Here is a 25859-nt window from a genome sequence, read left to right on the forward strand (position 1 = left end):
GTCCGCGCAGCGAAGGACCTTATCACGGTTGCGCAGGGAGAGCTGCTGCAAATTATTCTCGCGTGATAAGGTCCTTCGCTGCGCGGACGCCAGATGAGGATGACAGGCGCAGCGGTTCCGGCATGACCTTTTTCCAGGCTACCCAGGAAAAGAAATCTTGCCCATCGTCACGGCGGGTACGCGCTGCCGTCCCGCTCCGATAGAAAGCGGCTGGCCAGCCACGGCCTCGTTAGCGAGCACCGCAAAAAGGATGGCTTCCTTGGCATCGCCTGGCACGCCCAAGGTATCGGTGGTGGCAAAGTGCACGCCCGGCAGGTGCCGGGCCAGGGCGACCATCAGCGCCGGGTTGTGGGCGCCGCCGCCGCTGGTGTACACCGCCGTTGGCGCAGCACCGGTGGGAAAAGCCAGCTGCACGGCGCGGGCCACGCCCACCGCGCTTAGCTCGGCCAACGTGGCCAAGGTGTCTTCCAGGCTCAGGCCCGACGTGCCGCTGCGCTGCTGGGCCTCAGCCAGGTAGGCCGGTCCGAACAGTTCGGGGCCCGTGGTTTTGGGCAGCGGCGCGGCAAAGAAGGGGTGGCCGAGCAGGGCCGCCAACAAGCCTTCGTGCAGGTGGCCCGCCGCGGCCAGGCGGCCGTCTTCGTCGTACTGCAGGCCAGGGCAATGGGCCCGCACGGTGGCGTCGAGCAAGGTGTTGCCGGGGCCAGTGTCGGTGCTGAAAGCGGTGCTGGCGTCGCCGCTCGAGCGAGGCAGAAAGGTGAAGTTGGCAATGCCGCCGAGGTTGAGCAGCAGCCGTTCCTCGTCGGGACTGCTCAGCAGCAGGAAGTCGCCGTACGCGGCCAGGGGCGCACCTTCGCCACCGGCCGCCACGTGTTTCTGCCGGAAGTCGCTGAGAGTAATGATGCCGGTGCCCACGGCCACGTGGTCGCCATCGCCCAGCTGCAGGGTCGCATTCAGGTTGAAATCGGGGCGGCGGTGCTGGTGCTGCGGGGCGTGGTACACGGTTTGGCCGTGGCTGGCAATCAGGTCCACGTCGGCGGCTTCCATTTGCCAGTCGCGCAGGCAGTCGAGCACAGCGGCGGCGTGCAGCTTGCCCAGCCAGGCATTGAGCAAGGTGAGGTACTCCAGGCTCACCTGCTCGCGCGCAAACACGGTGCGAATGCGGCCGCGCGCGTCGGCGTCGTAAGGCACCGTCCGGAACTGCTCCATCTCCAGCTGCGTGCCGGGGCCGTGGCCGGTCAGGCGGCACAGCGCCACGTCCAGCCCATCGAGGGAAGTGCCCGACATCAGGCCGATGACGCGGCGGCTGGGCTGCGCGGCGAGGTGGTAGAGGCGGGCGAGGGAAAGGTTCATGGCGGCAAGTTAGAACAACGACTCCCCTCCTCAGCTGAGGAGGGGATGTCCGAGCCGTTGGCTCGGACGGGGGTGGTTGACCTCGTTGAACGATGCCTGAGCGAACCAGCCGCATGTCGTGTCGTTCAATTAAACCTAAACCAAGCGGCCAGAAGTCGTTCAACGGCTTCAACCACCCCCGTTCGCGCTGGAGCGCGAACATCCCCTTCTTGGTAAGGAGGGGAGTTGTTGTTCTCATTCTAAAACTGCCAGCGCACGAACGCCTCGATGCCCTCGTATTCGGGCAGGCCCAGCTGGTCGTACAGCTTGGCCGTGGTGCGGTTGCGGGCCTCGCTGCGCTGCCAGAATTCACGTTGGTCGGCGCCGGGGAAAAGCGGCCGGTCCTTCTGACTTTGGTGCTTAAAAATGGCGCGACGCTTGCGCGTGAGCTCCTGCGGCGAGAGCGGCACGGCCATCTCAATCTGGTCGATGTCCCATTCCTGCCAGGCCCCGCGGTAGAGCCATACCCAGCAGTCGTCGAGCCAGGGCGTGCCGGAGGCCTTGAGCTGCTGGATGCTCTGGAAGATGGCCGCCAAACACACACGGTGCGTGCCGTGAGGGTCGCTCAGGTCGCCGGCTGCGTAAATCTGGTGGGGCTGAATGCGGTTCAGCAGCTCCATGGTTAGCCGAATGTCCTCGTCGCCGAGCGGCTTTTTGCGCACGCGGCCGGTTTCATAAAAGGGCAAGTCGAGGAAATGGGCGTTGCCGTCGGGCACGCCGGCCAGGCGGCAGGCGCTTTTGGCTTCCCCGCGCCGGATGAGGCCTTTTATCTGCTGCACTTCATGGGAGTCCACTTGGCCGGGCTGCTTGTTTTTGAGCGACTCCGCTACCCGGTGGTAGAGGTTGTCGGCCGGCTCAGTGGCGGGTAGGCGGAAGGCTTCGTCGTAGTCGGCCACGAACTCCGCGAAGCGAATGGCCTCGTCGTCAAATACGGCAATGTTGCCGGAGGTCTGGTAGGCCACGTGCACCTCGTGGCCCTGGTCGACGAGCCGCAGCAAGGTGCCGCCCATCGAAATCACGTCGTCGTCGGGGTGCGGCGAGAAGATGAGTACCCGCTTGGGAAATGGCTTGGCGCGCTCGGGGCGGTAGGTGTCGTCGGCGTCGGGCTTGCCGCCGGGCCAACCGGTGATGGTGTGCTGCAGCTCGTTGAACACCCGAATGTTGATGTCATAGGCCGGCCCCGACTGCGCCAGCAGCTCCGAAAGACCGTTTTCGTTGTAGTCCTCTTCGGTGAGCTTGAGGATGGGTTTGGTGAGGGTGCGGGCCAGCCAGGTCACGGCTTTGCGCACCAGGGCGGCATCGTGCCAGTCGCAGGGCAGGCCTTGCAGCCAGGGCGTTTTGCGGGGCGTGAGCTCGGCACCGGCGGCTTCGTCCAGCACCACCTGCACGGAGGGGTGGCGTTGCAGATAAGTGGCCGGCACGGAGTCGGTCACTTCGCCTTCTACCATGCGCTTCACCACCGCGGCCTTGCCCTCGCCCCAGGCCAGCAGCACAATGTGGCGGGCCTCCAGAATGGTACCCACGCCCATGGTGAGGGCCCGGCGCGGCACGTTTTCTTCCCCGTAAAAATCCGAGGCGGCGTCGGTGCGCGTTACGTGGTCGAGGGTAATGATGCGGGTGCGCGAGGCCGGGCCCGAGCCAGGCTCGTTGAACCCAATGTGGCCGGTGCGCCCAATGCCCAGCAGCTGCAAGTCGATGCCCCCGGCTTCCTGGATTTGCTCCTCGTACCGCCGGCAAAAATCCGCCACCTGCTCCGGCGGCACGGTGCCGTCGGGGATGTGCACGTTCTCGGGCCGGATGTCGACGTGGTCGAACAGGTACTCCCGCATGAAGCGCACGTAGCTCTGCAGTGAGTCCGGCGCCATCGGGTAATACTCGTCCAGGTTGAAGCTGACCACGTTTTGGAAGCTCAGGCCTTCTTCGCGGTGCAGGCGCACCAGCTCTTCGTACACGCGGGTGGGAGAGGAGCCGGTGGCGAGCCCCAGCACGCAGGGCCGGCCCGCGCCGGCCCGCTCCCGAATGAGGTCCGCTATCTGGTTGGCCACGGCGGCGGAAGCTACTTCGGAATCGGGATAGACAGTGGTGGACAGGTGCTCAACTTGCGAAGTGGAAAGCGGCGTCATAGTCGGGTGAGAGGTGAGGTGGGACCTGTGAGGTAAGCATTCTCTTTAAGCTGTGCAGGAGAACGGGCGCTCCGAAGAGGAAATTCGGAGCGCCCGTTCTCCTGCGGCCCATGCGGTTAAATTGCTGGGTCAGCCGGCGTGGAAGGGTTGTTTTCGCGCTCCGTTCGCGGATACGGATAGAAGTTGCGGTTGCGCTCGGCCCCGGCGGTTCTTGGTCCGGGGCGGCCGAAGCGGCGGCTGTCGCTTAGCCGAAAGCCTTGGAAGGCCAGCTCAATCTGGCGGTTGCGGTAAATCTCCAGCAGCACAGCGTCGGCCGTTTGCGGGCCAGAGTAGGCCGGTAAGGCGGCTCCGAGTCCATAGACATCGGTGGTTTTGGTCAGCACGCGGTTGAGTTCCGTGATGGCGCCGGGTACGTCGCTTTTGCGGGCCAGGGCTTCGGCGCGGATGAGCAGCATTTCGCCGGGCAAGTACACGGGAACCGCCGCGTCATTGGCGGTGTAAAAGCCCGTGCCGCGGTTTTGGGTGGGCGTAGGGGATGCGCGCACGTAAAACGGCAGGCGGCGGTCGGCTGGGTTGGGGGCCAGGGCGCCGGTCAGACCTAGGTTGATGTTGGTGGGCTCGAAGATGTTCCGGTTGCCGAAAGCCGTTTCAAACAGCGGGTTGCGCGTGGTGTTGTCGTAGTTGAACACCGAGCGTTTGGTCAGGTCCACCCGGCCAGCAGCGGCCAGGGCTTTGTCGTTGTCACCGAGTTCTAAGCTGTAGCGGGCAATGAGGGCCTGAATGGTATTGGCAAGGTCGATGCCGGGAACGATTTTAGCATTGAAGTCGGCCGATACCGGGGTGGCCGCCAACTGGGTGGCCGCCGCTTCCAACTGAGTCACCGCGCTTCGGAGCGCCTCCGTGCGCTCAACAAAGGGCGCGTTTTCCTGCACGGCCAACGGCGTCCTTTCAAAGAACTGAGCCAACGTGCCCAATGCCAGCGCCCTAAAAATAGACGCATACGCCACGATGCCGCTCCGCGTGCCTGCGTCCGGTGCGTTGCCTACGTTGCGAAGCACAAGGTCGGCGTTGGCCTTCACCAACTGGGATTGGGTCCAGAGGTTGCGCACCACGCCGTTGACGTTGGTGACGTTGCCCGCCCCGGCGCTGATGTTGAACTCTTCGATGTTACCCACGTTGAGAATAGCCAACTCACCGGTACTCAGTCCCCCAAGGGCGACAGCATTGTAGGGCACGCTCAGCAAGCCGCCCGCCGCATAGCGGAATTGCAGGCCGTTGCAAGTAGCAATCAGCCCGTCGGACGATGTGACCACCTGCTGCTCACTGGCGGCGCTGGGGTCGAGGTATTCTTTGTTGCAGGCACCCAGCGTTAAGCTCAGCAGGCCGGCAAGAATTATCTTTTTCATGAGAATAGCGTGATTGAGGACGGCCAGAAACCAAAAGCATTCCGCGACTAACACAAGGCAGCGGGACCGGTTAGCGGCACACGTCCGTGAGCAGTTAGAAAGTGGCGGTCAGCTTTACCTGGTAGGTGCGCGGCACGGGCACGTTGCCGAAGTCGATGGCGCGGAGCAAATCCGAAGCCCCACCGGCGCTGGTTTCGGGGTCGAAACCGTTGTAATTGTCCCACGAATACAGGTTGCGGCCAATCAAAGACAGGTTCAACGAGTTGATGAAAGTGGTGAGGGTGGGCAACCCATAGCTCAGGGCTATTTCGCGTAGCTTCACAAAGGAGCCATCATCAACTCGAAATTCCTGCGTGTTGTAGACGGAGAAGATGTAGCCGCGCGGCAGCTCGCCCCGCAGCTCCTGCTCGGCCAAGTCGCCGAGGCCGACGCCCTGCCGGGTGCGCTTGTCCGCATTGAACACGCTCACGCCTTGCACGGCATCGAGCAGCACGCGCAGGCCGAGTTTCTTGTAGGTCAGGTTGCTGCTGAACGAGCCGGTCCAGTCCGGGTTGGGGTCTCCGATGATGACATTGGCCAGCGGCCGGGACGTGTTCGGCTGGCCGTCGCCGCCGGTGCGGTCGGGCACGTAGTCAACCGACCCGCTCGCTTGGCTGGCGGCGCGTTCGTCTTGCCGGAAACCTTGAGGCGTGAGCAGAAACGAGCCGTCGGGGTTGCGGGCGTAGGCCGTGCCGAAGAACACCCCGGCGGGCTGGCCTTCTACCAAAAACACTGGCGCGCCCGCCGCGTTTTCAATAGGAATGGCCTGGGCGTTGCCGTTCACGCGGGGCAGCTTCGTCACCTTGTTGCGGTTGCGGTTGTAGATAAACGACACGTCCCAGGTGAAGTCCTCCTTTTTTATGGGGGTGCCCGTCAACTGCAGTTCCACTCCTCGGTTTTCCATTTCCCCAACGTTATCAACAATAAGCGAGCCGCCACTCGTGGGGGCCAGTGTGCGGGGAACCACCAAGTCCTTAATTCGCTGGTAATAAACGGTTGCTGTAAACCCTATTCTATCATTTAAAAAGCCCAGGTCCACGCCGCCTTCTAGCTCATTGTTGCGCTCGGGGCGCACATTAAGGTTGGCCAGTTGAGAGCTTGGCAGGAAGGTACTGCGGCCCAAAAAGGGAGTAGTGGATGGCTGAAAACGATAGAAACGGTCGTAAGAGAGAATGCCTGCCAAATTACCGGCCTCGCCGTAGCTGGCCCGCAGCTTCAGGCTGTTGAAAGTATTGGTAAAAGCAGCATTCTTCCAGGTATCCAGGTCCGAAAGCACCAGCGAGGCACTAACTTTGGGGTAGACTTGGTTGGTTTGCGAAGGCGAAAATTTGCTTGATTGGTCGCGCCGCACGGCCCCGGTAAGGAAGGCCAAATTGCGGTAGCCTACCGTAAGCTGCCCCTAGTAGCCGCTCAAGTTATAACGGTCCAAGAAGTAACGGCCTTGGATGTTGCTGGTCGCCCCGGTAACGGTCGTGATAAATGGCGTCAAGTTTTCGCCCTGTGTCGTGGTCAGGTCCGTCCGGCTGTACTGATAGTTGTAGCCAGCCCGAAAATTCAGGTTCAGCTTTTCGCTTACATCGTACACGTAGCCAAGGTTGATATCTGAGTTGATTTGCAAGGCCACATTGTTGGCATTGGAGGCAAAGCCGAGGGGGTAGCGTGCGGCGGGCAAGCCCGCGGTAGCCTGGTAGGGATAGGGCCGGATGTAGCCTTGTCCGTCCTGGGAGAAAGCATCCACGCCCGCTATGTAATCAATTGCGAGGCCTTTCAGTGGGCTCAGGTTCACTTGCACGTCGCTGATGGTGCGGTTCACGCCCTGCGTGAACTTCATGTCCTCAATGGTCGAGAGCGGATTGACGCGGGTGGGTTCCACGGCCAGCAGGTTGCCGTTGGCGTCGCGCCGGTTGATGTCGTAGATGTTGTTGGTGATGTTGACGGAATTGATGGGGCTGTAGAACACGTTGCCGTTGGCCTTCTCGTTGGCGAAGCTGTTGATGTAGCTCAGGCCGGCCGATACTTTGACCCAATCAGCTATGCGCTGGTCCACGCGGGCCCGCACGTTGTAGCGCGTAAAGTCCGTACCCTTGATGATGCCCTCGTTGCGGAGGTAGCCCAGCGACATGTAGTACTGCGTGCGCTCCGAGCCGCCGGCCAGCGAAACGCCGTTGTCGGTGCCATAGCCGGTGCGGAAAATTTCATTGAAGTAGTCATAGCGCTGCACATCAACCAGGTTGGTGGCCAACTGTGTGGTGGAGCCAGCCCGGTTGATGCCAATGGTGGTGGTGCCGGGGTTGGCCGTCAACTGCGCGGGCGTGGGAGCCCCGATGGTATACAGGCGGAGGCTTTCGAAGCCAAACTGCTTGCCGTAGGTGTTTACCGGCACCGATTTGCGCAGCTCGTTAATGGTGAAACTGCTGTAAGCCGACACGCGGGGCTTGCCGGTTTCGCCGCGCTTGGTGGTAATGAGTACCACGCCGTTGGCCGCCCGCGAGCCATAGATGGCCGCCGCCGCCGCGCCGTTGATGACGTTGATGCTGGCAATATCGTTGGGGTTGATGTCGGCTAAGCGGTTTTGGCCAGGATTGGCCACTCCGATGTCGTTGGTCAGCGCGGTCTGCGACACGTTGGTGCTGGCATTGCTCACGATGACGCCGTCAATAACGTAAAGTGGGTCTGAGGAGCCGCGCAGGGAGTGAAGGCCGCGCAAGCGTACTGAAATCGAGCCGGACGGGTCTCCAGAATTTTGGGTAATCTGCGCGCCAACTACTTTGCCCTGCAACGAGTTTAGCGCGCCGCCCGAGCCTGACTGGGTAAGTTCCGAGCCTTTGATGGTACTAATGGCATTGCCCAGCTCGCGGCGGTTTACGCTCACCGTTGAGCCTACCACCACCACTTCGTCCAGCTTCTGCTGGGCTTCGGCTAGTCCCACGTCGGTCGTTACCGTTTCGGAGGCGCCTAAAGTGAGCGGACGCGAAACCGAGCCGTAGCCAATGAGTGAAACCGAAAGAGAATAGGCGCCTGGAGGTACCGAGGCGGCCAGTTCGTAGGTGCCGTCGGCGCCCGTGGCTGCGCCAAAAGTGGTGCCGCTTAGCAGCACCGTGGCGCCGGGCAATTCGCGGCCCGCAGCGTCGGTCACGCGGCCTTTGAGGGTGTAACGCTGGGGGCTACCCGTTTGGGCGTAACCCGGCAGCGCCAGCAAAATGCAGAGGAGGCCCCATAGCAGGGCCAGGCCACCGAAAGAAAAACGTTTGCGCATACAGGAAAGAACTTGGTGGGAAAAAAAGAGTGCATGCCCAATTGTATGAAAAATTTTGCACTAACTGGCGCCAGCCCGTGCTTTTCGTTCGCATCTGGGGCCGCTTTGGTAATAGCTATTTGCCCCGCCCGCTTACAAACAGCGTTGTTGCGACATAGACTCGAGCAGTCGGCAGATGGGAGAGGTTGGGCGCTTGACTTGGAAGGCCCTTTTCCTCCTGAAATATCAGCAGAACAACTAGCCAAAGGCATAGCCGAAGAGATTTTGAATATATAAATTAATCAACAATTTATTTAATGCATGGCGCTGCGCTGTTGTCGATAAATTTGCTCGTTTCGGAATGAATGTTACTTGATTATTTCGCACATTTGAATCAATAGCTCGTCATTTTGGGCTTCTCAATCGACTCTTTTATGCGCAACAACGCCTTGTGTTGTAGTGATGTACTGCATAGTCCGACCCCTATGGCCGGAACCTGATGGCGCGCGGAGCCGAGGTTCCGGCCTTTTTCGTGCCTTTTATTTCCCTCTATTTCCCAATCCAATGAAAAAAAGTTACTGGCTACTGCTGCTCTTGCTGGGCGTGTTGCTGGCACCCCCCGGCTGGGCCCAAACGGCCCGCTCCGTCACCGGCATCGTGACCTCTAGTACCGACCAAAGCCCCCTGCCCGGCGTGACCGTGCTGGTGAAAGGCACCACCGTGGGCAGCACCACCGGCGCCGACGGCCGTTACTCCCTGCAGGCCACGCCGGGGGCTACCCTTGTGTTCAGTTTCATCGGCTTTACTTCCCAGGAACGGGCCGTAGGGGCCGACGGCGCCGTAGATGTGGCGTTGAAGGAAAGCTCCACCGGCCTCGATGAGGTGGTGGTGACTTCCTACGGCATTCAGCAGGCAAAGCGTGAGCTGGTCACGGCCGTGCAGGAAGTGAAAAGCAAGGACATCATCGACTCGCGGCAGACCAACATCGTGAATGCCCTGCAAGGCAAGGTGGCCGGCGTGAACATCACCTCCTCGGGCGGGGCGCCGGGCGAAGGCGCTGCCATTGTTATCCGGGGCGGCACCTCGCTCGATGGCAACAACCAGCCGCTGTTCGTTATTGACGGCATGATAATGGACAACAGCTCGTTTCAGGAGAGCGCGGCGCCCGGCGCGGGCTCGCAGTTCAACGGCCTGCTGGGCCGCTCGGTGGGCGCCTCCAACCGCGCTGGCGACCTCAACCCCGAAGACATTGAAAGCATCACGGTGCTGAAAGGCCCCGCCGCCGCCGCGCTCTACGGCCTGCGTGCCGCTAGCGGCGCCGTGGTGATTACCACCAAAAAGGGCGTGGCCGGGCGCACCACCCTCAACTTCCGCACGCAGGTGTCGGTGGACGAGGTGAACCGCCTGCCCAAAATGCAGGACCAGTACGGCCAGGGTTCCCTCGGCTTATTCGACGGCACTACCCGGGTTTCGTTCGGGCCGCGCTTCCTGCCGGGCCAGACGGTGTACGACAACCTGGAAAATTTCTACCGCAAGGGCTACACCTACCAGAACTTCCTCAACATGTCGGGCGGTTCGGAAAAGGCCACGTTCTTCGTGTCGGCTTCCAACTTGCAGCAGAGCGGCGTGACCCCGCAGAGCAAGTACGACAAAACCACCGTGCGCCTGTCGGGCACGGCCGAAATAACGCCAAAACTCAACGTGAGCGGTTCGGCGCAGTACCTCACCACGGGCGGCGAGCGGCCCATTCAGGGGCCGGGCTTGTTTGGCTCGTCGGGCGGCTATTTGTTGAGCTTGCTCAACTGGCCGCGCGGCGACGATGCCCGCAACTACCTCAACCCCGACGGCACGCGCCGCCGCCTGTTGGCGCTGGGCAACGGCACCGACGCCGACGCCGACAACCCCTACTTCACCGTCGAGCGCAACCCCCAAACCGAACGCACCAACCGCTTCATTGGCAACACCCAGCTCAGCTTCAAGCCGTTTAAATTTTTGACGTTGAGCCACAACATCGGCACCGACTTGTACACCTCGCGCAACACCTCGGTGCGGGCCGTGGGCACCTCGCAGGTGGGCAACCAAAACGGCGGCATTGCCGAAACTGTGGAGCAGTTCCGCTTGCTCACGGCCACCACGCTGGCCAACTTCAGCCACGATTTCGGCGACAACCTGAGTGGTTCGCTTATTCTGGGCAACAGCATTGAGGAAAACAAAAGCCAAGCGGTGGACTACATCGGCCTGATTTTTCAGAACCCCGGCTTCGTGGGCCTCAACAACACCGTGAATCGCAGTGCCCTGCAACGCGACAACACGCGCCGCCTCATTGGCAACTTCGCGCAGCTCAACGCCACGCTGTTCAACCAGGTGTTCGTGCAGTTGCAGGGCCGCTACGACCAGTCGTCGACCCTGCCGCGGCCCGACGAAAACAAGATTTACGGCAAAGGCTTCCTCTACGGCTCGGCCGGCCTGGGCTACGAGTTCACCAAAACCCTGGGCCTCGAGCAAAACAACATTTTGAACTACGGCAAAATCCGGGGCTCCATTGCCGAGGTGGGCAAGGACACTCAGCCTTACCGCATTCAGGCGGCCTTGGCGCAGAACACCTACATCGGCGGCGGCTTCCGCAACGACTTCTTCGGCTCCAACCCCAACCTAAAGCCCGAGCGTACCCGCACGTATGAGGCCGGCATAAACTTGCAGTTTCTCAAAAACCGCCTCGGACTGGACTTCAACTACTACTACTCGCGCACCTCGGAGCAAATCATTGCACCCCGCGTGAGCCAGGCTGCGGGCTTCATCCTCCAGTACATCAACGGCGGCGTGGTGACGAACGAAGGCCAGGAAATCTCGCTGACGGGCACGCCCGTGAAGACCAAAGACTTCAGCTGGGACATCATTGCCAACTTCTTCCACAACACCAACCGCGTGGAGGAACTGCCTTTCCCGCTCACGGTGGTGTTTCAGTCCGACGCCTTTATCACCGATGTGCACCAGGGCGGGGCCTTTCCGGGTAAGTCCATCACCGGCGTGGGTGCCTACGACTACAACCGCGTGACCGACGTGAACAGCGAGTTCTTCGGTGAGGTGCTCATCGGAGCCGGTGGCTACCCGTCGGCCAACCCGCTGTTTACCTATGCCGGTAACCGGGCCCCGCGCTTCACCACCCAGTTCACCAACACCTTTACCTACAAAGGACTGTCGCTGACTTCGCTGCTCGACTTCCGGGTGGGCGGCGTGGTCATCAACGGCAACGACTGGTACCAGACCCGCGTGGGCACTTCCCAGCGCACCGCCGACCGCAACAAAACCGTGGTGTTCGACGGCGTGGTAGCCAACCGCGACGCCAGCGGCAACATCACCGGCTACTCTCGCAACACCCGGCCCGTTGAACTGACCCAGAACTACTACACCACCATTCTGGGCGGCGTGGGCACCCCATTTATTGAGGACGGCTCGTGGGCCCGCCTGCGCTACGTGACCCTGAGCTACGCCGTGCCAGCCAAGTGGCTGAGCCGCACCAAATTCATCACAGGCGCCGAGCTGAGCGTGACCGGCCGCAACCTGGTGCTGCTGACCAACTACAGCGGCGCCGACCCCGAAACGTCGGCCGCTGGCGCCGGCGTGCGCGGCGGTGGCTCCAACGGCTTCGACTACGGCAACGTGCCCGCCACCCGGGGCGTGGACATGGCGTTGCGCGTGAATTTTTAATGGAATGTGCTTGTCAACAGCACGTCATGCTTCATCTAGCGTCCGCTTGTTGAAGCACCTCTCCCGCTTCGTTGAGCCAATTGGATTGCAACTGTGCTAGAGACGCTTCGACTCCGCTTAGCATGACGGCTTGGTAAGCTGCCATCATCCCTAATAATTTCTGAACATGAACCTGAACCGCTATATATTGAGCCTGGGCCTGCTGCTAGGTGGCAGCGCCCTTACCGCGTGCGAGAAGTTTCTCGACGTGAACGACAACCCCAACAACCCGGTCGTCACCACCCCCAACTTCCTGCTGCCGAACATCATTGCCAACGGTATCCAAACGCAGATGTTCACGGCGTTGCGCACGCCCTTCATCACGCAGTACGTGGTGAGCCGCACCGCCAACAGCGGCGGCAACGACCAGTATTTCTTCACCAACGCGCAGAGCACGAACACCTTCAACTACTCTTACTTTCAGTCGGGCGGCAACATTCCGGTGATGCAGAAAGCGGCCGAGGCGGAAGGCTCGGCGTACTACGTGGGGGCTGGCAAAATCATGCAGGCCATGATTCTGGCCCACGCCACCGACATGCTCGGCGACATTCCTTACTCGGAAGCCTACCAGGGCGGCGCCAATTTCACGCCCAAGTACGACTCGCAGGAGCAGATATACGCCACCATCAACCGGCTCTGCGACGAGGGCATTGTGGAAATGACCAAGCCCGCCAGCGCCCAAAGCCGGCCTTTCTACAGCACCAACCCCAGCGAGAGCGGCGACATTCTTTATAAAGGCGACCCGGCCAAGTGGGAGCGCCTGGCCTACGCCCTCAAAGCCCGCCAGGCCCAGCACCTCACCAAAAAAGCCGGCTACGACGCCAACGCCGTGCTGGCGCTGTGTGCGAAAGCCTTCCGGTCGTCGGCCGACGATGCCCAAATCAACTTCCAGGTGGCCATAGCGCCGCTGGCCGGCACCACGAACATCTTTGGCGTGACCCGGGCCAACTTCGGCACCGCCACCTTCTCGTCCAACATCGTGAAGTACCTGAACGGCACCACCTTCTCCGGCGTCGTGGACCCGCGCTTTGGCATTTTGGTGCCCACCACCAGCACCGGCATCGACCCCGGCCGCGGCACCACCGCCACCGCCAACCTCACGCCCGGCTCCACGCTCACCGACGTGTACGGCAGCTGGTACGCCCGCGACTTGGGCTATTTCGAAGCCATCACCTACCACGAGCTGAAGTTCATTGAGGCCGAAGCCGCGCTGGCGGCTGGCAACCGGGTGCTGGCGTTGGCATCGTTGCAGGAAGGCATCCGGGCGCACATGCGCAAGGTGGGCGTGGGCGGTACGTCCTCGCCGCCCGCGGTCACGTTCCCGCCCATTTTCGAGCCTCAGATTGCGGCCTACCTGGCCAGCGCCGCCGTGCCCCAAACCCCGGCGGCCGTCACGCTGCGCTCCATCATGGAGCAGAAGTACATCGCCATGTTCATGAACCCGGATTCGTGGTCGGATTTGCGGCGGCATGATTTCAGCCCTTCGCTTTACGTGAACTTCTTGTACCCGACCTACGCCGGCTCGCAGACGGCGCCGCTGCCCGTCGTCAATAACGACAAAACCTACCCCCGCCGCCTGTTGCCGGGCGCCACCGAAGTCACCGTAAACCCCGGGGCTGTGGCCAAGCTGTTCAGCGACGTGGGCGCCAAAGACAACAACGAGTACGTGTCTAAACCGCTCTGGTTCGACCAGAAGTAAGGGCCGTTCCTTTCTCTCCCTGACTTAACTCGCCCCGACATGAATTATTTTTCTCTGAAAAAGCTGGCGACGCTCCTGGTGCTGGGCACCGCCCTCGCCAGCTGCGAAAAAGACGAACTGGAAACGAACTATCGACTGACCGAAGAGCAAGGCTTTGCGGGCCTGGGCCTGCCCCGGACGCCCTTGGCCGCGCGCTACGCGCCGGGCGAAACTGTGCCGCTGTTCGTGACCTATTCCGAAACCGACAAGCTGCGCGACATCACCGTGTTCCAAGTGGTAAACCGGACGGATTCTGTGCAAACGGGCGTTTACCCCGCTGCCGGCACCTTCAATGAGGCTGGGAAGCTGCTGGCCCAAGCCGTGCCCTACGTGGTGCCCACCGCCACCAACGGCGTGCCCGTGCGCGTAGATGTGACCCTGACGTTTCAAAACGGGGCCAAGCGCATGCGCCGCTTCACTTACAACGTGGCCAACGCCGTTACCATGAAATTTGGTGCTACGCCTGCCACCTTCCGCAACGGATTGGCCGCCAGTGCCCAGAGCGAAGGCGACGTCATCGGCTATGCGCTCATCATCAACGAAACCGGCATTGGGGTGTTGCCTACGCCGCCGGCCTTGCCCACCCCGGCCGCTCCGATATTCAAGGCCGTGGACAGCCTCACCACGTTCTACCGCCTCGGCACCGGCACGCCGGTGCGGGTGGGCGTGGTTCGCAACCCTTCGAATGGCGCGGCCAACACCCGCACGGTTGACGTTACTATTCCGCGCAACTCCAACGGGCAGGCCATCACCTACTCGTTTGTGGCGTACGGGGCGGCGCAGGCCGTGACCGTCACGGCCCCGGCCATCACCGTGGGGGCGCCTACGCCGCTGGCCACGCTGCGTCCCGGCCGCATCAGCGACGGCCTGGGCAGCTCGCCCGATTCATTGGCCTTCAACTTCCGCACCGGCCTGATTGAGCCGGCGGCCAACCCGCCTGCCGCCAAGGACCTGTTTATCAACTCCACGAGTGGCAGCGTGACGCTTTCTGCCGCCAACAACACCCGCTACTACAAGGCCACTCCGGCCCAGGTAGCGGCGGGCTTCTACACCACGCCCACCGTCAACACCGCCGCGACGGCCCTCTACCTCAACAATTCAACGTTGTCTGCCGACCTTGGCCCGGTGGCCGCCGGCGACGTGTACGCCGTGCGCGTGCGTACGGCAGAAGTTATGCTGCTGCGCATCCTGAGCGTGCGGCCCAGTACCGCTGGCTCCGCCGCCCGGGTGCGGTTTGAGTACCGGTCGCTCTAACGCCAGTCATTTCCTTCAAGCAGAAAGATGTTAGCCTTTGCATTGGCGTAAGGCTAGCGGCAATAGCGAAAGCAATAGCTCTTGTCCTCCGTCGTTGTCGTGGTAGCCATCCATTCTAGACAATTATTGATGATAAGGGCAACCACCTGCTCGCTCCTGTGTGGCTTTCTAATTGGTTGCTCCGTTCCTGACGAACCAGCCGCTAGGTATCCTGAGAATTCGGCCATATCCAAACCGAGTGGTGTGCCGTGCGATTCGGCTACTAGTTATTTCCCAGCCAGCGCAGAACTCGAACGCGTCGAATCCGCTGACACAGGCCGTACCATGCTTGCCCTCAACCAGGCTGACTGTATTGCCATGCGGAAACGTGCGTCACAAACCCTGTGTGCATTCAATGCCCCGCTGCTGAGCAAACAGTTTATGGGCCACTCCATTTATCGCCTTCTGTATCTGCGCTCTTTCCATAGGCCAGCATTGCTTACGTTGGATTGCACCCCGCAAGGAGGAACGTTGAAAACGCAATTCTTAAACAAGCCCCCTGATTGGATAGCGTCCGCAACTGAATTAGCAGCAGATACCCGCGCAGCCATCCGCTCCCTGCATGAGATACAAAACCGAATTCGAACCGGAAAAGCATCGCCCGGTGACGCCGAGCGCCTGGAAAATGCAAAATATCGATTCGTTCAACTGGAACTTATCAAGTCACCCATAATAATCACCGACCAAAAAACAGTACACCTCTCCCAAGCCCAAGTTCAACGATTCAAGGAATTATTAGCTGAAGCAACCTTCTGGCAACTTCTGGGCTGCAAGGCAACTCTATATTTTGACGGTGCAGATTATATTCTTGAATCGCACGAGGCCGAGCGGTACCACATGGTAAAGCGCCAAAGCCCTAATAAAAGAAGCGGATTTGCGCGATGCTGTTCCTTTCTATTGGACAGGAGTTCTTTTGATTTTAAGGCAGACAAAAGTTTTTAATTCCCGCCCCCAAATAGCCGCCCGAAGAAGCCCTTTTTCTTGGTCTTCTGCTTGGTTTTAACCTTGGTGAACGGCTCCAATACCGGGGCGCTTTCGGCCGTGACTGTGGGGCGAGTGGTGGGGCGGGGTAGAGGCCGGTTGCCGGGCTGCGCGGCTAGGGTGGGCTGCCCAGCCGGGCGGGCCGGAGCATTGCCGGCGGGCGTTTGCCCCACGGCAATCTCGGCGGATTGTTGGCCCAACGTAATCACGCGCATGGGCCGGCTCTCGTTGTGCAGGCGGTCGACGGCCGTCACGTAGTAGGCGTAGGCTTGGCCGGGCACGGCGGTGGTGTCCACAAAAGTGGCGGGGAAGCCGGGCGCGGGGCGCGGCACAGCCAAAATGCGGCGCGGGTCGTTGGGCGAGCTGCGCTCGTTGGCTTCGAAGCGGTAGAGGACGTAGTAAGTGGCCGCGTCGCCGTCGGCGGCCAGCGGACCCGACTGCCAGTTCAGCGTGACGGAGCGGCTGAGGCGGCGCAGCGTGAGGTTGCTGACGGGCTGGGGCGGCACATTGTCCATCCACGGCATGGTGGGCACCAGGGCGGGGTAATGGTACAGGTCTTGGCGCAGGGTATCGGTGGTGTGCAGCGGGTTAGCCAGCAAAGATTTCGCGGAGAAAAACAAGCTGCCACCAACTTCCCCATTATAGGTGCGGTTCAGGCGAATCTGGCGGGGCAGCTCGCGCGGGTTGCGCCAAGTGGTGTCGGAGCGGGTGCTTTCCAGCATGCGGTAGGTGCCGTGGCCGATGTAGAGGTGGCGGTCGAAGCGGTTCTGGGCCCACCAGTCCACCAGCACCGGGTAGGGGCAGAGGCGGAAATTGGTGCTCCAGTACAGCTGCGGCACGATGTAGTCAATCCAGCCTTTTTCCAGCCACAGGCGCGTGTCGGCGTACAGGTTGGAATAGGACGGCTGCCCGGCGCGGGTGTCGGAGCCCAGCGGGTTGGCCGACTTGTTCATCCAGACGCCAAAGGGCGAAATGCCAAATTTTACCCAGCGCTTGGTCACCCGAATGCTGTCGTGCAGGTCCCGAATGAGGACGTTCACGTTGTTGCGGCGCCAGTCGCCCACCTGGGTAAACCCTTCGGGGTTGTGGTCGCGGAAGGCGGCTTCGTCGCGCAGCACCTTGCCGGCTTCGGGGTAGGGGTAAAAATAATCGTCGAAGTGCACGGCGTCGATGTCGTAGCGCCGCACCACGTCCAGAATGACACGGGTGATGTGGGCCCGCACCTGGGGCAGGCCGGGGTTGTAGAGCAGCTGGCCGCCGTAGCGGAAAAACCAGTCGGGGTGCTGGCGGTAGGGGTGGTTGGGCGCCAGGCGCCGCGTCACCGAGTCCATGGTGGCCCGGTAGGGGTTGAACCACGCGTGGAATTCCATGCCGCGCCGGTGCGCCTCGGTGATGAGGAAGGGCAGGGGGTCCTCGCCGTCGGCGGGGGCTTTGCCCTGCACGCCGGTCAGCCACTTGCTCCAGGGCTCCAGGTTGGACTTGTAGAATGCATCCGACGCGGGCCGGATTTGCACGAATACGGCGTTGAGGCCGGCGCGCTGGCCGGCGTCGAGCAGGCGCTGGTACTCGCGGCGGTATTGTTCGGGCGACTCGCCGCGCTTGTTGGGCCAGTCAATGTTTTCGACGGTGGCAATCCACATGCCGCGCAGCTCGCGCTTGGGCGGCGGGGCAGTGGTTTCGGCCGCGATTTGGGCTTGCGCCGGGGTGCCGAAGCTGCACCAGCCGATGAGTAGCAGAAGAAAAAAGAAACGGCCAGCGGCGAGCGGAGAGAGCATCAATAAAAATTCAGCGACACAAAATAAACGCTGCAATTTACGCCGCTAGTGCCCCGCCGGGCGCGCCGCAAGTCCCACAACGCAGTTCCAAGCACCCATTTCGACGTGACGAAGACCGATTTTGGAGGTGTGACCCCCGAAATTGCACCTCCGAGGGCCGATTTCCGACCTCGGAGGCCCGAAATTGCACCTCGGAGGACCAAAATCGAAGGTTCGACCCTCAAAATTGACTCAACTTGGCCCGAAATCGAGGGTCCGACCCCCGATTAGGGGGGTGAAGCGCTGGCTTACGAGCCGGTTAGCTCGGTGTCGGTGGCAGGCGAGTCAGGGTCGGACCCGGCAGGACCGCCTTCCATGCCGTTGGTTTGGCTGGCGTTGCCGTATTCGCCGCGGATGCCCGCGCCGTCGCCCATGTTTTCCTGGGTGCTTTCGGGAATGGCGCCGTCGGCAGCGGTGCCGGCTTCGGGGTTGCCGCTGGCGTTTTGGTCTTTATCGGCGCTTTGGTTGGTGGTTTCGCCGCCGGTGCTGGCGTGGTCGGGGTCGGACCCGGCAGGGCGGGGGGCGGTGGGGTTTTGGTCAGGGCTCATGCGGTGGAAAAGTAAGGGAGGTGAAGCGCCATTGTGCGCGCCGTATTGGGTTTACGGCGGGCGGGGCCTACGGTTGGGCATGGCTTATTGCGCGGCGTTCGCCAACTTGCTACTCGCTACTCGCATTAACCATCAAGCCCCCGTTTGCGCCGTGTCTGATTCCGCTTCCGACTTCTACCACCAAAAAACCGATGCCCAGCTGCTTTATTTCGTGGAGCACCCCGAGCTGTATCAGCCCAGCCTGGTAGCGGCTGCCCGGCGGGAATTGCGCCGCCGCGGCGTGCAGATTACGGAGCCGGAGCTGGCCGTGGCGCCCGCCTTGTACACGCCTTCGCGCTCGAGAGCGCCCGCGCGGTCCTCGAAAGGCGGGGCGCTTAGTCTCGCGTTGGGGGGCGTACTGCTGGCATCTTTCATATCATACTACGTGCTGAAGGAACCCGACCAGCCTGCTCCCAAGGCCAAGACCCACAAGGCGCCGCCCCGCCTCGTGGAAGTGCCCATGTCCGTGATTCCTAATTACGCAGCGGCGGTGGCGCAGTGCGTAGACCAGCAGCTCCTGCGGGTGCCAGCCGGCGAAAGAGCCGCCGCGAAGCAGGCCAACCAGCCGCTGCGCCAGTACCGCGAGCTAACCAAGCGGTTTTGGACCGCCCAAACCCAGACGGAGTACGTGTTTGAGCAAGCCCGCAAAAACAACGTCACCCCGGCCCTGGCGGGCCACGTCGAAACCGTGATGACGGCTTGGCAACAGTGGAACAAGGCCACGGTGTACGGGTATAAATTCGGGCCCGCAATGGCCGACCACCTCGATTTGATGACTCGCGTGGCGCGCCAGCAGCAGGAAGGCTTGGCCGACTTGCTCTTGGTGGCCAACAACCCGCAGCCGTTCGAGAATGAAAAAACCAAGAAACGCGAGGCCGACGTGAGCGACTTGCTCTCGGGCCTGTTGCCCAAGTCGCCCGTTACGGGCCAGCCGTACAACACCGTTGTGCGCCGCGTACAGCTGTAAGTCCATCCAACACCTGGCAAAGTGGCCGGTTGATGCAGAATGGCGCGCTCCTTGCCGCGCAAATTCTGATGGAAGCCCCCGACTCCGACCCCACTGCCCAGTCCACCGCCGCTTTAGCGGCCAAGCTCTTCGCCCAAAAAACCGAAGCCGAGCTGCTTTACCTGGCCCAAAACGCAGCGCGCTACCCGCCCGCTGTGGGCGCTGCCGCCGTGGCCGAGCTGCGGCGCCGGGGCGCGCTCCCCGACGCCCACCGCCCCGCGCCGTCTCCTGCGCCGGAGTCCGAAACCTGGGGCGAGCTGGTAGGGCAGCTTTTCAAGGGCCTGTTCATTCCCTCGCGGCGCTTCCTGGCCACCCCGCTGCTGCTCGACCTGAACCTGTTGGTGTTTGGCCTGATGGTGCTCAGCGGCGTGTCGGCGTCCAACCCCACGGGCCGCGAGCTGGTGAGCTGGGGCTCCAACCTGTCGCGCCTCACGCTGCACGGCGAGCCGTGGCGGCTGCTCACCTGCCTGTTTGTGCACGCAGGAATGTCGCACTTGCTGCTGAACATGTTCTCGCTGTGGCTATTGGGCCTGCTGGTTGAAGACCGGGTGGGGCCGCTGCGCCTCGTGCTGGTGTACCTGGCTTGCGGGGTCGGCGGCGGACTGGCCAGCCTCTGGTGGCACGCCGGCGGCATCAACTCGGTGGGCGCCAGCGGGGCCATTTTTGGCCTGTACGGCCTGCTGTTGGTGTTGCTGGTGGGCAAGAAAATGGTGCTCGACAAGTCTGACCGCCGCGCCATGCTGGGCCTGGTGCTGTATTTGGTGCTAAGCAACCTGCTCTCCGGTTTCACGGGCAACATTGGCGGCGGAGAAGGCGTCTTGATTGACAACTCGGCCCACATTGGCGGCCTGGCCACCGGACTGTTGATGGCGGGCCCGCTGGCCTTGCTGGGGCTGAGGCCGACGGTGATAGAGGAAAAAACGGTGTAGAGACGCGTATTCGCGTCTCCGGTGTCGCGCCGCACGGGCGTCTTCCTACACGTCGTTCGGGATTCATCGCTCAACGACGAGACGCGAATACGCGTCTCTACACCGTCTAATCTGGTCCTGAAACAATAGCTTGGTTGATTCATTTTAACCACTTTCCCATCCCTCATTCTCCAACATGCAAGCCCTTCAACTCGATGCCATTCACCAGCCCGCGGCCGTGCGGGAAGTGCCCACGCCCACCCCGGCCGCCGGGGAAATCCTGGTAAAGCTCCACGCTGCGGCCCTCAATCACCGCGACGTCTGGATTCAGAAGGGGCAGTATGCCGGCATCAAGTTGCCTTGCACGCTGGGGGCCGACGGCGCCGGCGAAGTAGCTGCTCACGGCCCCGAGGTGCCCGCTGGTGCGCCGGCCGTGGGCACGCGGGTGCTGGTTTACCCCGGCTTGCGCTGGGGTTCCGAGCAGCGAGCTCAGGCCAAAGATTTTGTGGTGCTGGGCATGCCCGACCCCGGCACTTTCGCCGAATACATCACCATGCCCGCGCACTGCATCCACCCTATGCCCGCCCACCTGAACTTTGAGCAGGGCGCGGCGCTGCCCTTGGGCGGCCTCACTGCCTACCGGGCCGCGTTCGTTCGGGCGCAAGTGCAGGCCGGCGAGCGCGTGCTGGTAAACGGCGTGGGCGGGGGCGTGGCGCTGCTGGCGGCGCAGTTTTGCATGGCGCACGGCGCCGAAGTCTGGGTGACGACGGGTTCCGACGAGAAGCTGGCCCGCGCCCTGGAAATGGGCGTCAAAGGCGGCATCAACTACAAAGCCGAAAACTGGGTGAAAACCCTCACGCAGCAGGCGGGCGGGCCCTTCGACGTCATCATCGACAGCGCGGCCGGGGAGGCCTTCAACTCCCTGGTTGACGCGGCTGCGCCCGGCGGCCGCATCGTCTTCTACGGTGGCACCTTGGGCAACATTCCGAGCCTGGTACCGGGCAAGGTATTTTGGAAGCAATTGAGCATTCTGGGCTCGTCGATGGGCTCCGAACAGGACTTCGCCGCTATGCTCCAATTCGTGACCGAGAATGGCATTGTACCGGTCGTGGACGAGGTGCTTCCGCTGGCCGAAGGCGAGGCTGCTTTGCGCCGCCTGGAAGCCAGCAAACAGTTTGGTAAAGTAGTGCTAAAAATCGTCTGAAAAACAATTGGTTATGTGGTGAAATAAAGGAGCATTCCACCCCCGAAAATCATTGGTAAAACTGCTCTTTTCCGGAATGAAATCGGCGGGTTTTTGGTTATAAATGCGAGCCGTTTTTGACTTTGCTAGTAGCCCGTTTTTGCCATGAAATCAGCCGCTGAATACCTCGATTCTCACGTGTTTGAAGCCCGCCGTCCGCGTCGCGAACTGCAGCCCGTGGTGGCGTATGCCGACGCCGTGCAAGCCATTGAGCAAGCCCTGGCCGACGCCGAGAAATACAAGTACCTGCTGATGCGGGCCCTGCGCCGCCACGCCGATGACCTAAAGCCCGCGCCCGCCCAGGCGTTGCCTGCCGGCTCCTCGTTTTTCGCGCCCGAGGAGGCCCCCGTGCTGCCGATGTACCCGCAGGGCGAGCGCATGGCCGCTTAGCCAGTTTGCAGCCCATAAAAAAAGCCCCACTTCCCGATGAGGAGGTGGGGCTTTTTTGTGAGTCAACAGGTGTTCGCGTTTCGTTGCACCACCGTTCAACTGGCCTTTGGTTTAGTCTTTGGCGCAAACCCGCCGGGCCAATTCCGCGGCTAGCTCCGCTGCCTGCAGCCGCAGCTCCGGCACGGCCGTCGACTCAAAATACGCTGGGCGCCGGCTGGGTCCCAGCGTAAAGAGGGTGGTGGAAACCACGCCGTCGGCCCCGCGCAGGGCGCCGTGGGCGTCAGTTTGCAGGCCCAGGCGTAAGGAGTCGGCCGAGAGGTGGCCGGCGTCGCGCAGGCTCATCACCAACGGGTCGGCAATGCGGCCGTAGTCGAGCAGGGGGCCTGCGCAGCACACCACGTGCTGGGCCACGTGCCAGTTGCCCGGCGCATCGTGGGGCCGCACGCGCACGCGGAGCATGTTGCCGTCCGGCACGATTTCGCGCACCGTGCCCACATGCAGCTGCACCAGCCCGGCCTCGGTAAGCGCCTCGATGGCGGCCGCGTTGCCGGGCGGGCTGCGGTGGCGCGTCACGGCCCACAAGCCCGCCAAGTGCCGCAAAAAGCGCCGCTGCTCCCGCAAGGGCCAAGCCGCCCAGATGCGCCCCAGGTCGGGCCGCAGCGAGTCGAGCACCGGCCGCCAATTAATGCCTTGGGCCGCGGCCATGCGCAGGTGCCGTTTGAACACGGCGAGCACGCCCGTCACGGTGGTTTCGGCAGCTAGTTCGGGATAGAAGTTGGGGTACGTGGCCGTGGCCGGGCCGTGGGCCTGCGGCCAGCGTCCGTGCCGCGCCACCACCGTCACGGGGGCCCGGTGCCCGTCTTGCCGCAAGGCCAGCAGCACATCCACGGCCGTCAGGCCCGAGCCGATGAGCAGCACGTCCTCGTCGGGGCCAATGCGGCGCAGATTGCCGGCGGCCCAGGGGTCGGCGTGGTAGCCGGGGTGGTGCAGGTAGCGGTGGTCGGGGCCGGCCGGGGGCGGGGGCGGGAAGTTGCCCAAGGCCAGCACCACGTAGTCGCTCAGCAGCGTGGTGCCGTCGGCCAGCAGCAACGCCCGGCGGCCATCCGAGCGCAGGGGCGCCACCACGGCCGTGGTCTGGTGCCAGCGCAAGGTGCCGGGGCCGGTGGCGCGGCCGGTCAGCACCTTGGTCAGTTCTTCGTACAAGTAGCGGCCGTAGGTGGTGCGGGCCGCAAACTCCGGCACGCCGCCCTCGCTTTCGGGCTGGTAGCGCAGCCAATTGGCAAAATGCTGAGGGGCGTCGGGGTAGAGGCTCAGGGCGCCGGGGCGCACGTTGAGCAGGTATTCGGGGCGGCGGGCGGTATACGCCAGGCCGGGACCGGGCATTGCGCGCGGTTCCACCAAATGAATTTCGGCGCCGGCCAGGGCGGGCTGTTTGCGCAGCTGCAGCGCCAGCGCCGTGCCCGAAAAGCCCCCGCCCACAACGGTAATAACAGGACGGGCGGCTGGGTTCACGGCGAGTAAAAAAGGAATGCGAAGACGCAATATGCGCCCGTCGTTGATGAGCGGTTCGTTGCTAGTGGTTCTCCTGTTGCTCGTTGCTCTTTCGGAGTTGCACTCCGAAAGCCGCACTGCTGCGAAGTTTTACTTCGCTCACATATACATCGTGCCGCAGGTGGGGCTACAAGCCCCCGGCAGCAGTCTTTCGGAGTACAACTCCGAAAGAGCAGTGGGGAGCAGTGGCAGTGAAAGAGCAGCGAGTGTGAAAGAAGTTGGGCTAGCAGCGAGGTTTATTTTATTGGAAAAGAGCAGTATGCGCGGGCTACAAGTTTACGCTATAAGTACCGCCCGGGCACCAGGTAGTTCTGCACGTAGTCCTGAATGCCGTCTTCGAGGCGGGTGAAGGGCCGGTCGTAGCCAATGGCCTTCAGCTTGCTCATGTCGGCCTCGGTGAAGTACTGGTATTTATCCCGAATGTCTTCTGGCGTGTCTTTGAACTGAATGTCGGCCGTGCGCCCCAGCGCCTGGAACGTGTTCAGGGCCAGGTCTAAGAAGGTGCGGGCCTGGCCGCTGCCCAGGTTGTAAATGCCCGAATCTTTGCGGTGGTTCAGCATGAAGAAGCACACCTCCACCACGTCCTTCACGTACACGAAGTCGCGCATCTGGCCGCCATCGGTGTAGTCGGGGTTGTGCGACTTAAACAGCATCATCGACCCGTTTTGCTGAATCTGCTGGAAGGCGTGGAATATCACCGACGCCATGCGGCCCTTGTGGTATTCATTAGGGCCGTACACGTTGAAAAACTTCAGGCCGGCCCAGAAATACGGCTTTTCCGGCTGCGCCAACGCCCAGTTGTCGAAGTCGTTCTTGGAGTCGCCGTACGGATTTAGCGGGCGGTACAGAGGGAACAGGGCCTCGTCGGTGTCGGTGTAGCCCAGGGTGCCGTCGCCGTAGGTGGCGGCCGAGGAAGCGTACACCAGCGGGATGTTGTAGCGCACGCAGGCCTGCCACATCTGCTTGGAGTAGTTCAGGTTGAGCAGGTCGAACACGGCCGGGTCCATCTCGGTGGTATCGGTGCGGGCGCCGAGGTGGAAGATGAATTCAACCTGCTCATTGTTAGCGTCGAGCCACTCAAAGAAGGTCTCGCGGTCCACGTACTCGCGTAGCTTTTTGCCCGTGATGTTGGGCAGCTTTTTTTCAACCGAAAAATTATCGACCACCACCACATCGTTGAAATTGGCGGCGTTGAGGCGGGAAACTAGGCAGCTGGCAATGAAGCCGGCTGCGCCGGTGACTACTATCATGGGGGCGGGTTTGGAGACGGGCAAAGGTAAACCGTAGCGCCAACTGGCACGAGTACCGCGAATTTCCAATTCGCCCCCGCGCCACCGGTAAGTGACAAGCGGCGCAATCGGGGCGAATTGAAAATTCGCGGTACTCGTGCTGACGGGGCGCCCTGCAAATTCGCGATAGCCGGGCGGCCTACCTTTGCGCCATGCGTTTTCAGTTTCTGCTTTTACCGCTCGCGCTACTGCTGGGTTGCCAGTCCGAGCCCTCCCAAACGGCCCCCACCGCCGTGCGCGACGGCCTGGGCCGCGAATTGCGCCTGCCCGCGCAGCCGCGGCGCGTGCTGGCCCTGGCCCCGAGCATGACCGAAATGTTGTACGCCGTGGCCGACACCGCCACCATCGTGGCCCGCTGCCCCCAGGACAACTTTCCCGCCGCCGTTACCCGCAAACCCGTCGTCAACAACTACCCGCTCGACTTCGAAAAGCTGCTGCTGCTAAAGCCCGATGTCGTGTTCACCGTCGAAGGCATCACGTCCGTCGACGACGCCAAGCGCCTGCAGGAACTGGGCGTGCCCGTGTACTACATGCGTTTTCGGCGGGTTGAGGACGTCTTCACCGGCATGGAAGAAATGGGCCGCCTACTGGGCCGCCAGCCCCAAGCCCACCGCGTGGCCGACTCGCTGCGGCGGGAGCTGAAAGCCCTGGTTGGCGCGCCCTTTCAAAACGCCCAGCGGCCCACTGTGCTGGCCATCACCTGGCAAGACCCTATTTATTGCTACGGCCAAAACACGCTGTTTACCGACGAAATTAGCCTTGCCGGTGGCCAAAATGCCGTTACCGAAACTTTTCCGCAACCCTACCCGGCCCTTACCCGCGAGTACATCCTGAAGCTGAACCCGGAAGTGCTGCTCGGCGGCAGCTTTGAGAAGCTGGACAGCACCTTTTTTAAACGCTACCCGGAGCTGAAGCGCATTCGTGCCTACCAAAACCGCCGCGTGTACGCCATCACCGGCAACCTCATGGAGCGGCCCGGCCCGCGCGTAGTGGAGTCGGTACGCGAGCTAAAAACGCTGTTGAACAACCAAATACCCAAAATCGTCATGTCGAGCGCAGCCGAGACATCTCGCTCGGTGCAGTAATCAATTGATTAGAGAAAGCACGCGAGATGTCTCGG

18 protein-coding genes are annotated in these 25859 nt (G+C 62.1%); 9 read left to right on the plus strand and 9 right to left on the minus strand.

Annotated elements, in window-relative coordinates; translation table 11 throughout:
- Nucleotides 1–138: 138 nt before the first annotated feature.
- The 5 genes from VF629_RS03200 to VF629_RS03220 all read right to left on the minus strand — a co-directional run bounded on the left by VF629_RS03200 (nucleotide 139) and on the right by VF629_RS03220 (nucleotide 8213).
- A complete protein-coding gene (locus tag VF629_RS03200; protein ID WP_331057007.1) occupies nucleotides 139–1350 on the minus strand; it encodes an anhydro-N-acetylmuramic acid kinase in 1212 nt (403 codons plus the stop codon).
- Between the two features lie 239 nt (nucleotides 1351–1589).
- Nucleotides 1590–3512 (minus strand): glucosamine-6-phosphate deaminase, encoded by a 1923-nt coding sequence (gene nagB, locus VF629_RS03205; protein WP_331057008.1) that lies wholly within the window; start codon nucleotides 3510–3512, stop codon nucleotides 1590–1592.
- Nucleotides 3513–3628: 116 nt separating this feature from the next.
- Nucleotides 3629–4918, minus strand: a complete 1290-nt coding sequence (locus VF629_RS03210; protein WP_331057009.1) for a RagB/SusD family nutrient uptake outer membrane protein — start codon at nucleotides 4916–4918, stop codon at nucleotides 3629–3631.
- Nucleotides 4919–5012: 94 nt separating this feature from the next.
- Complete coding sequence (locus VF629_RS03215; protein ID WP_331057010.1) at nucleotides 5013–6329, minus strand: TonB-dependent receptor domain-containing protein; 1317 nt, start codon at nucleotides 6327–6329, stop codon at nucleotides 5013–5015.
- A 27-nt stretch (nucleotides 6330–6356) separates the two neighbouring features.
- Nucleotides 6357–8213 (minus strand): carboxypeptidase-like regulatory domain-containing protein, encoded by a 1857-nt coding sequence (locus tag VF629_RS03220; RefSeq protein ID WP_331057011.1) that lies wholly within the window; start codon nucleotides 8211–8213, stop codon nucleotides 6357–6359.
- Nucleotides 8214–8756: 543 nt separating this feature from the next.
- Between VF629_RS03220 and VF629_RS03225 the strand changes: the two genes are divergently transcribed.
- The 4 genes from VF629_RS03225 to VF629_RS03240 all read left to right on the plus strand — a co-directional run bounded on the left by VF629_RS03225 (nucleotide 8757) and on the right by VF629_RS03240 (nucleotide 15912).
- Nucleotides 8757–11900, plus strand: a complete 3144-nt coding sequence (locus VF629_RS03225) for a SusC/RagA family TonB-linked outer membrane protein (RefSeq protein WP_331057012.1) — start codon at nucleotides 8757–8759, stop codon at nucleotides 11898–11900.
- A 166-nt stretch (nucleotides 11901–12066) separates the two neighbouring features.
- The gene (locus VF629_RS03230; RefSeq protein ID WP_331057013.1) at nucleotides 12067–13638 is read left to right on the plus strand and encodes a SusD/RagB family nutrient-binding outer membrane lipoprotein; all 1572 of its coding nucleotides are present in this window, start codon (nucleotides 12067–12069) and stop codon (nucleotides 13636–13638) included.
- Nucleotides 13639–13677: 39 nt separating this feature from the next.
- Nucleotides 13678–14931 (plus strand): hypothetical protein, encoded by a 1254-nt coding sequence (locus VF629_RS03235; protein WP_331057014.1) that lies wholly within the window; start codon nucleotides 13678–13680, stop codon nucleotides 14929–14931.
- 324 nt (nucleotides 14932–15255) lie between these two features.
- Complete coding sequence (locus VF629_RS03240) at nucleotides 15256–15912, plus strand: hypothetical protein (RefSeq protein WP_331057015.1); 657 nt, start codon at nucleotides 15256–15258, stop codon at nucleotides 15910–15912.
- On the opposite strand, the gene VF629_RS03245 is transcribed toward VF629_RS03240, so the two are convergent.
- Together VF629_RS03245 and VF629_RS03250 are read right to left on the minus strand one after the other, a co-directional pair.
- Nucleotides 15909–17726, minus strand: coding sequence for a glycoside hydrolase family 10 protein (locus VF629_RS03245; RefSeq protein ID WP_331057016.1), 1818 nt, complete (start codon nucleotides 17724–17726; stop codon nucleotides 15909–15911). The two genes, VF629_RS03240 and VF629_RS03245, sit on opposite strands and share 4 nt — an antisense overlap.
- Nucleotides 17727–18013: 287 nt before the next feature.
- Nucleotides 18014–18313: a hypothetical protein gene (locus VF629_RS03250; RefSeq protein ID WP_331057017.1), complete on the minus strand. Its 300-nt coding sequence runs from the start codon at nucleotides 18311–18313 to the stop codon at nucleotides 18014–18016.
- 151 nt (nucleotides 18314–18464) lie between these two features.
- Between VF629_RS03250 and VF629_RS03255 the strand changes: the two genes are divergently transcribed.
- The 4 genes from VF629_RS03255 to VF629_RS03270 all read left to right on the plus strand — a co-directional run bounded on the left by VF629_RS03255 (nucleotide 18465) and on the right by VF629_RS03270 (nucleotide 21899).
- A complete protein-coding gene (locus VF629_RS03255; RefSeq protein ID WP_331057018.1) occupies nucleotides 18465–19319 on the plus strand; it encodes a hypothetical protein in 855 nt (284 codons plus the stop codon).
- Between the two features lie 68 nt (nucleotides 19320–19387).
- The gene (locus tag VF629_RS03260) at nucleotides 19388–20287 is read left to right on the plus strand and encodes a rhomboid family intramembrane serine protease (RefSeq protein WP_331057019.1); all 900 of its coding nucleotides are present in this window, start codon (nucleotides 19388–19390) and stop codon (nucleotides 20285–20287) included.
- 175 nt (nucleotides 20288–20462) lie between these two features.
- The gene (locus VF629_RS03265; protein ID WP_331057020.1) at nucleotides 20463–21470 is read left to right on the plus strand and encodes a zinc-binding dehydrogenase; all 1008 of its coding nucleotides are present in this window, start codon (nucleotides 20463–20465) and stop codon (nucleotides 21468–21470) included.
- 144 nt (nucleotides 21471–21614) lie between these two features.
- Nucleotides 21615–21899: a hypothetical protein gene (locus VF629_RS03270; RefSeq protein ID WP_331057021.1), complete on the plus strand. Its 285-nt coding sequence runs from the start codon at nucleotides 21615–21617 to the stop codon at nucleotides 21897–21899.
- A 111-nt stretch (nucleotides 21900–22010) separates the two neighbouring features.
- On the opposite strand, the gene VF629_RS03275 is transcribed toward VF629_RS03270, so the two are convergent.
- Both VF629_RS03275 and rfaD read right to left on the minus strand, forming a co-directional pair.
- Nucleotides 22011–23411, minus strand: coding sequence for an FAD/NAD(P)-binding protein (locus VF629_RS03275; RefSeq protein WP_331057022.1), 1401 nt, complete (start codon nucleotides 23409–23411; stop codon nucleotides 22011–22013).
- A 320-nt stretch (nucleotides 23412–23731) separates the two neighbouring features.
- Nucleotides 23732–24700, minus strand: coding sequence for an ADP-glyceromanno-heptose 6-epimerase (rfaD, locus tag VF629_RS03280; RefSeq protein WP_331057023.1), 969 nt, complete (start codon nucleotides 24698–24700; stop codon nucleotides 23732–23734).
- 191 nt (nucleotides 24701–24891) lie between these two features.
- On the opposite strand from rfaD, the gene VF629_RS03285 reads away from it, so the two are divergent.
- Nucleotides 24892–25824, plus strand: coding sequence for a helical backbone metal receptor (locus VF629_RS03285; protein ID WP_331057024.1), 933 nt, complete (start codon nucleotides 24892–24894; stop codon nucleotides 25822–25824).
- Nucleotides 25825–25859 lie beyond the last annotated feature (35 nt).

Origin of the sequence: Hymenobacter sp., from assembly GCF_036388155.1 — a bacterium.
Taxonomy (GTDB): Bacteria; Bacteroidota; Bacteroidia; order Cytophagales; family Hymenobacteraceae; genus Hymenobacter.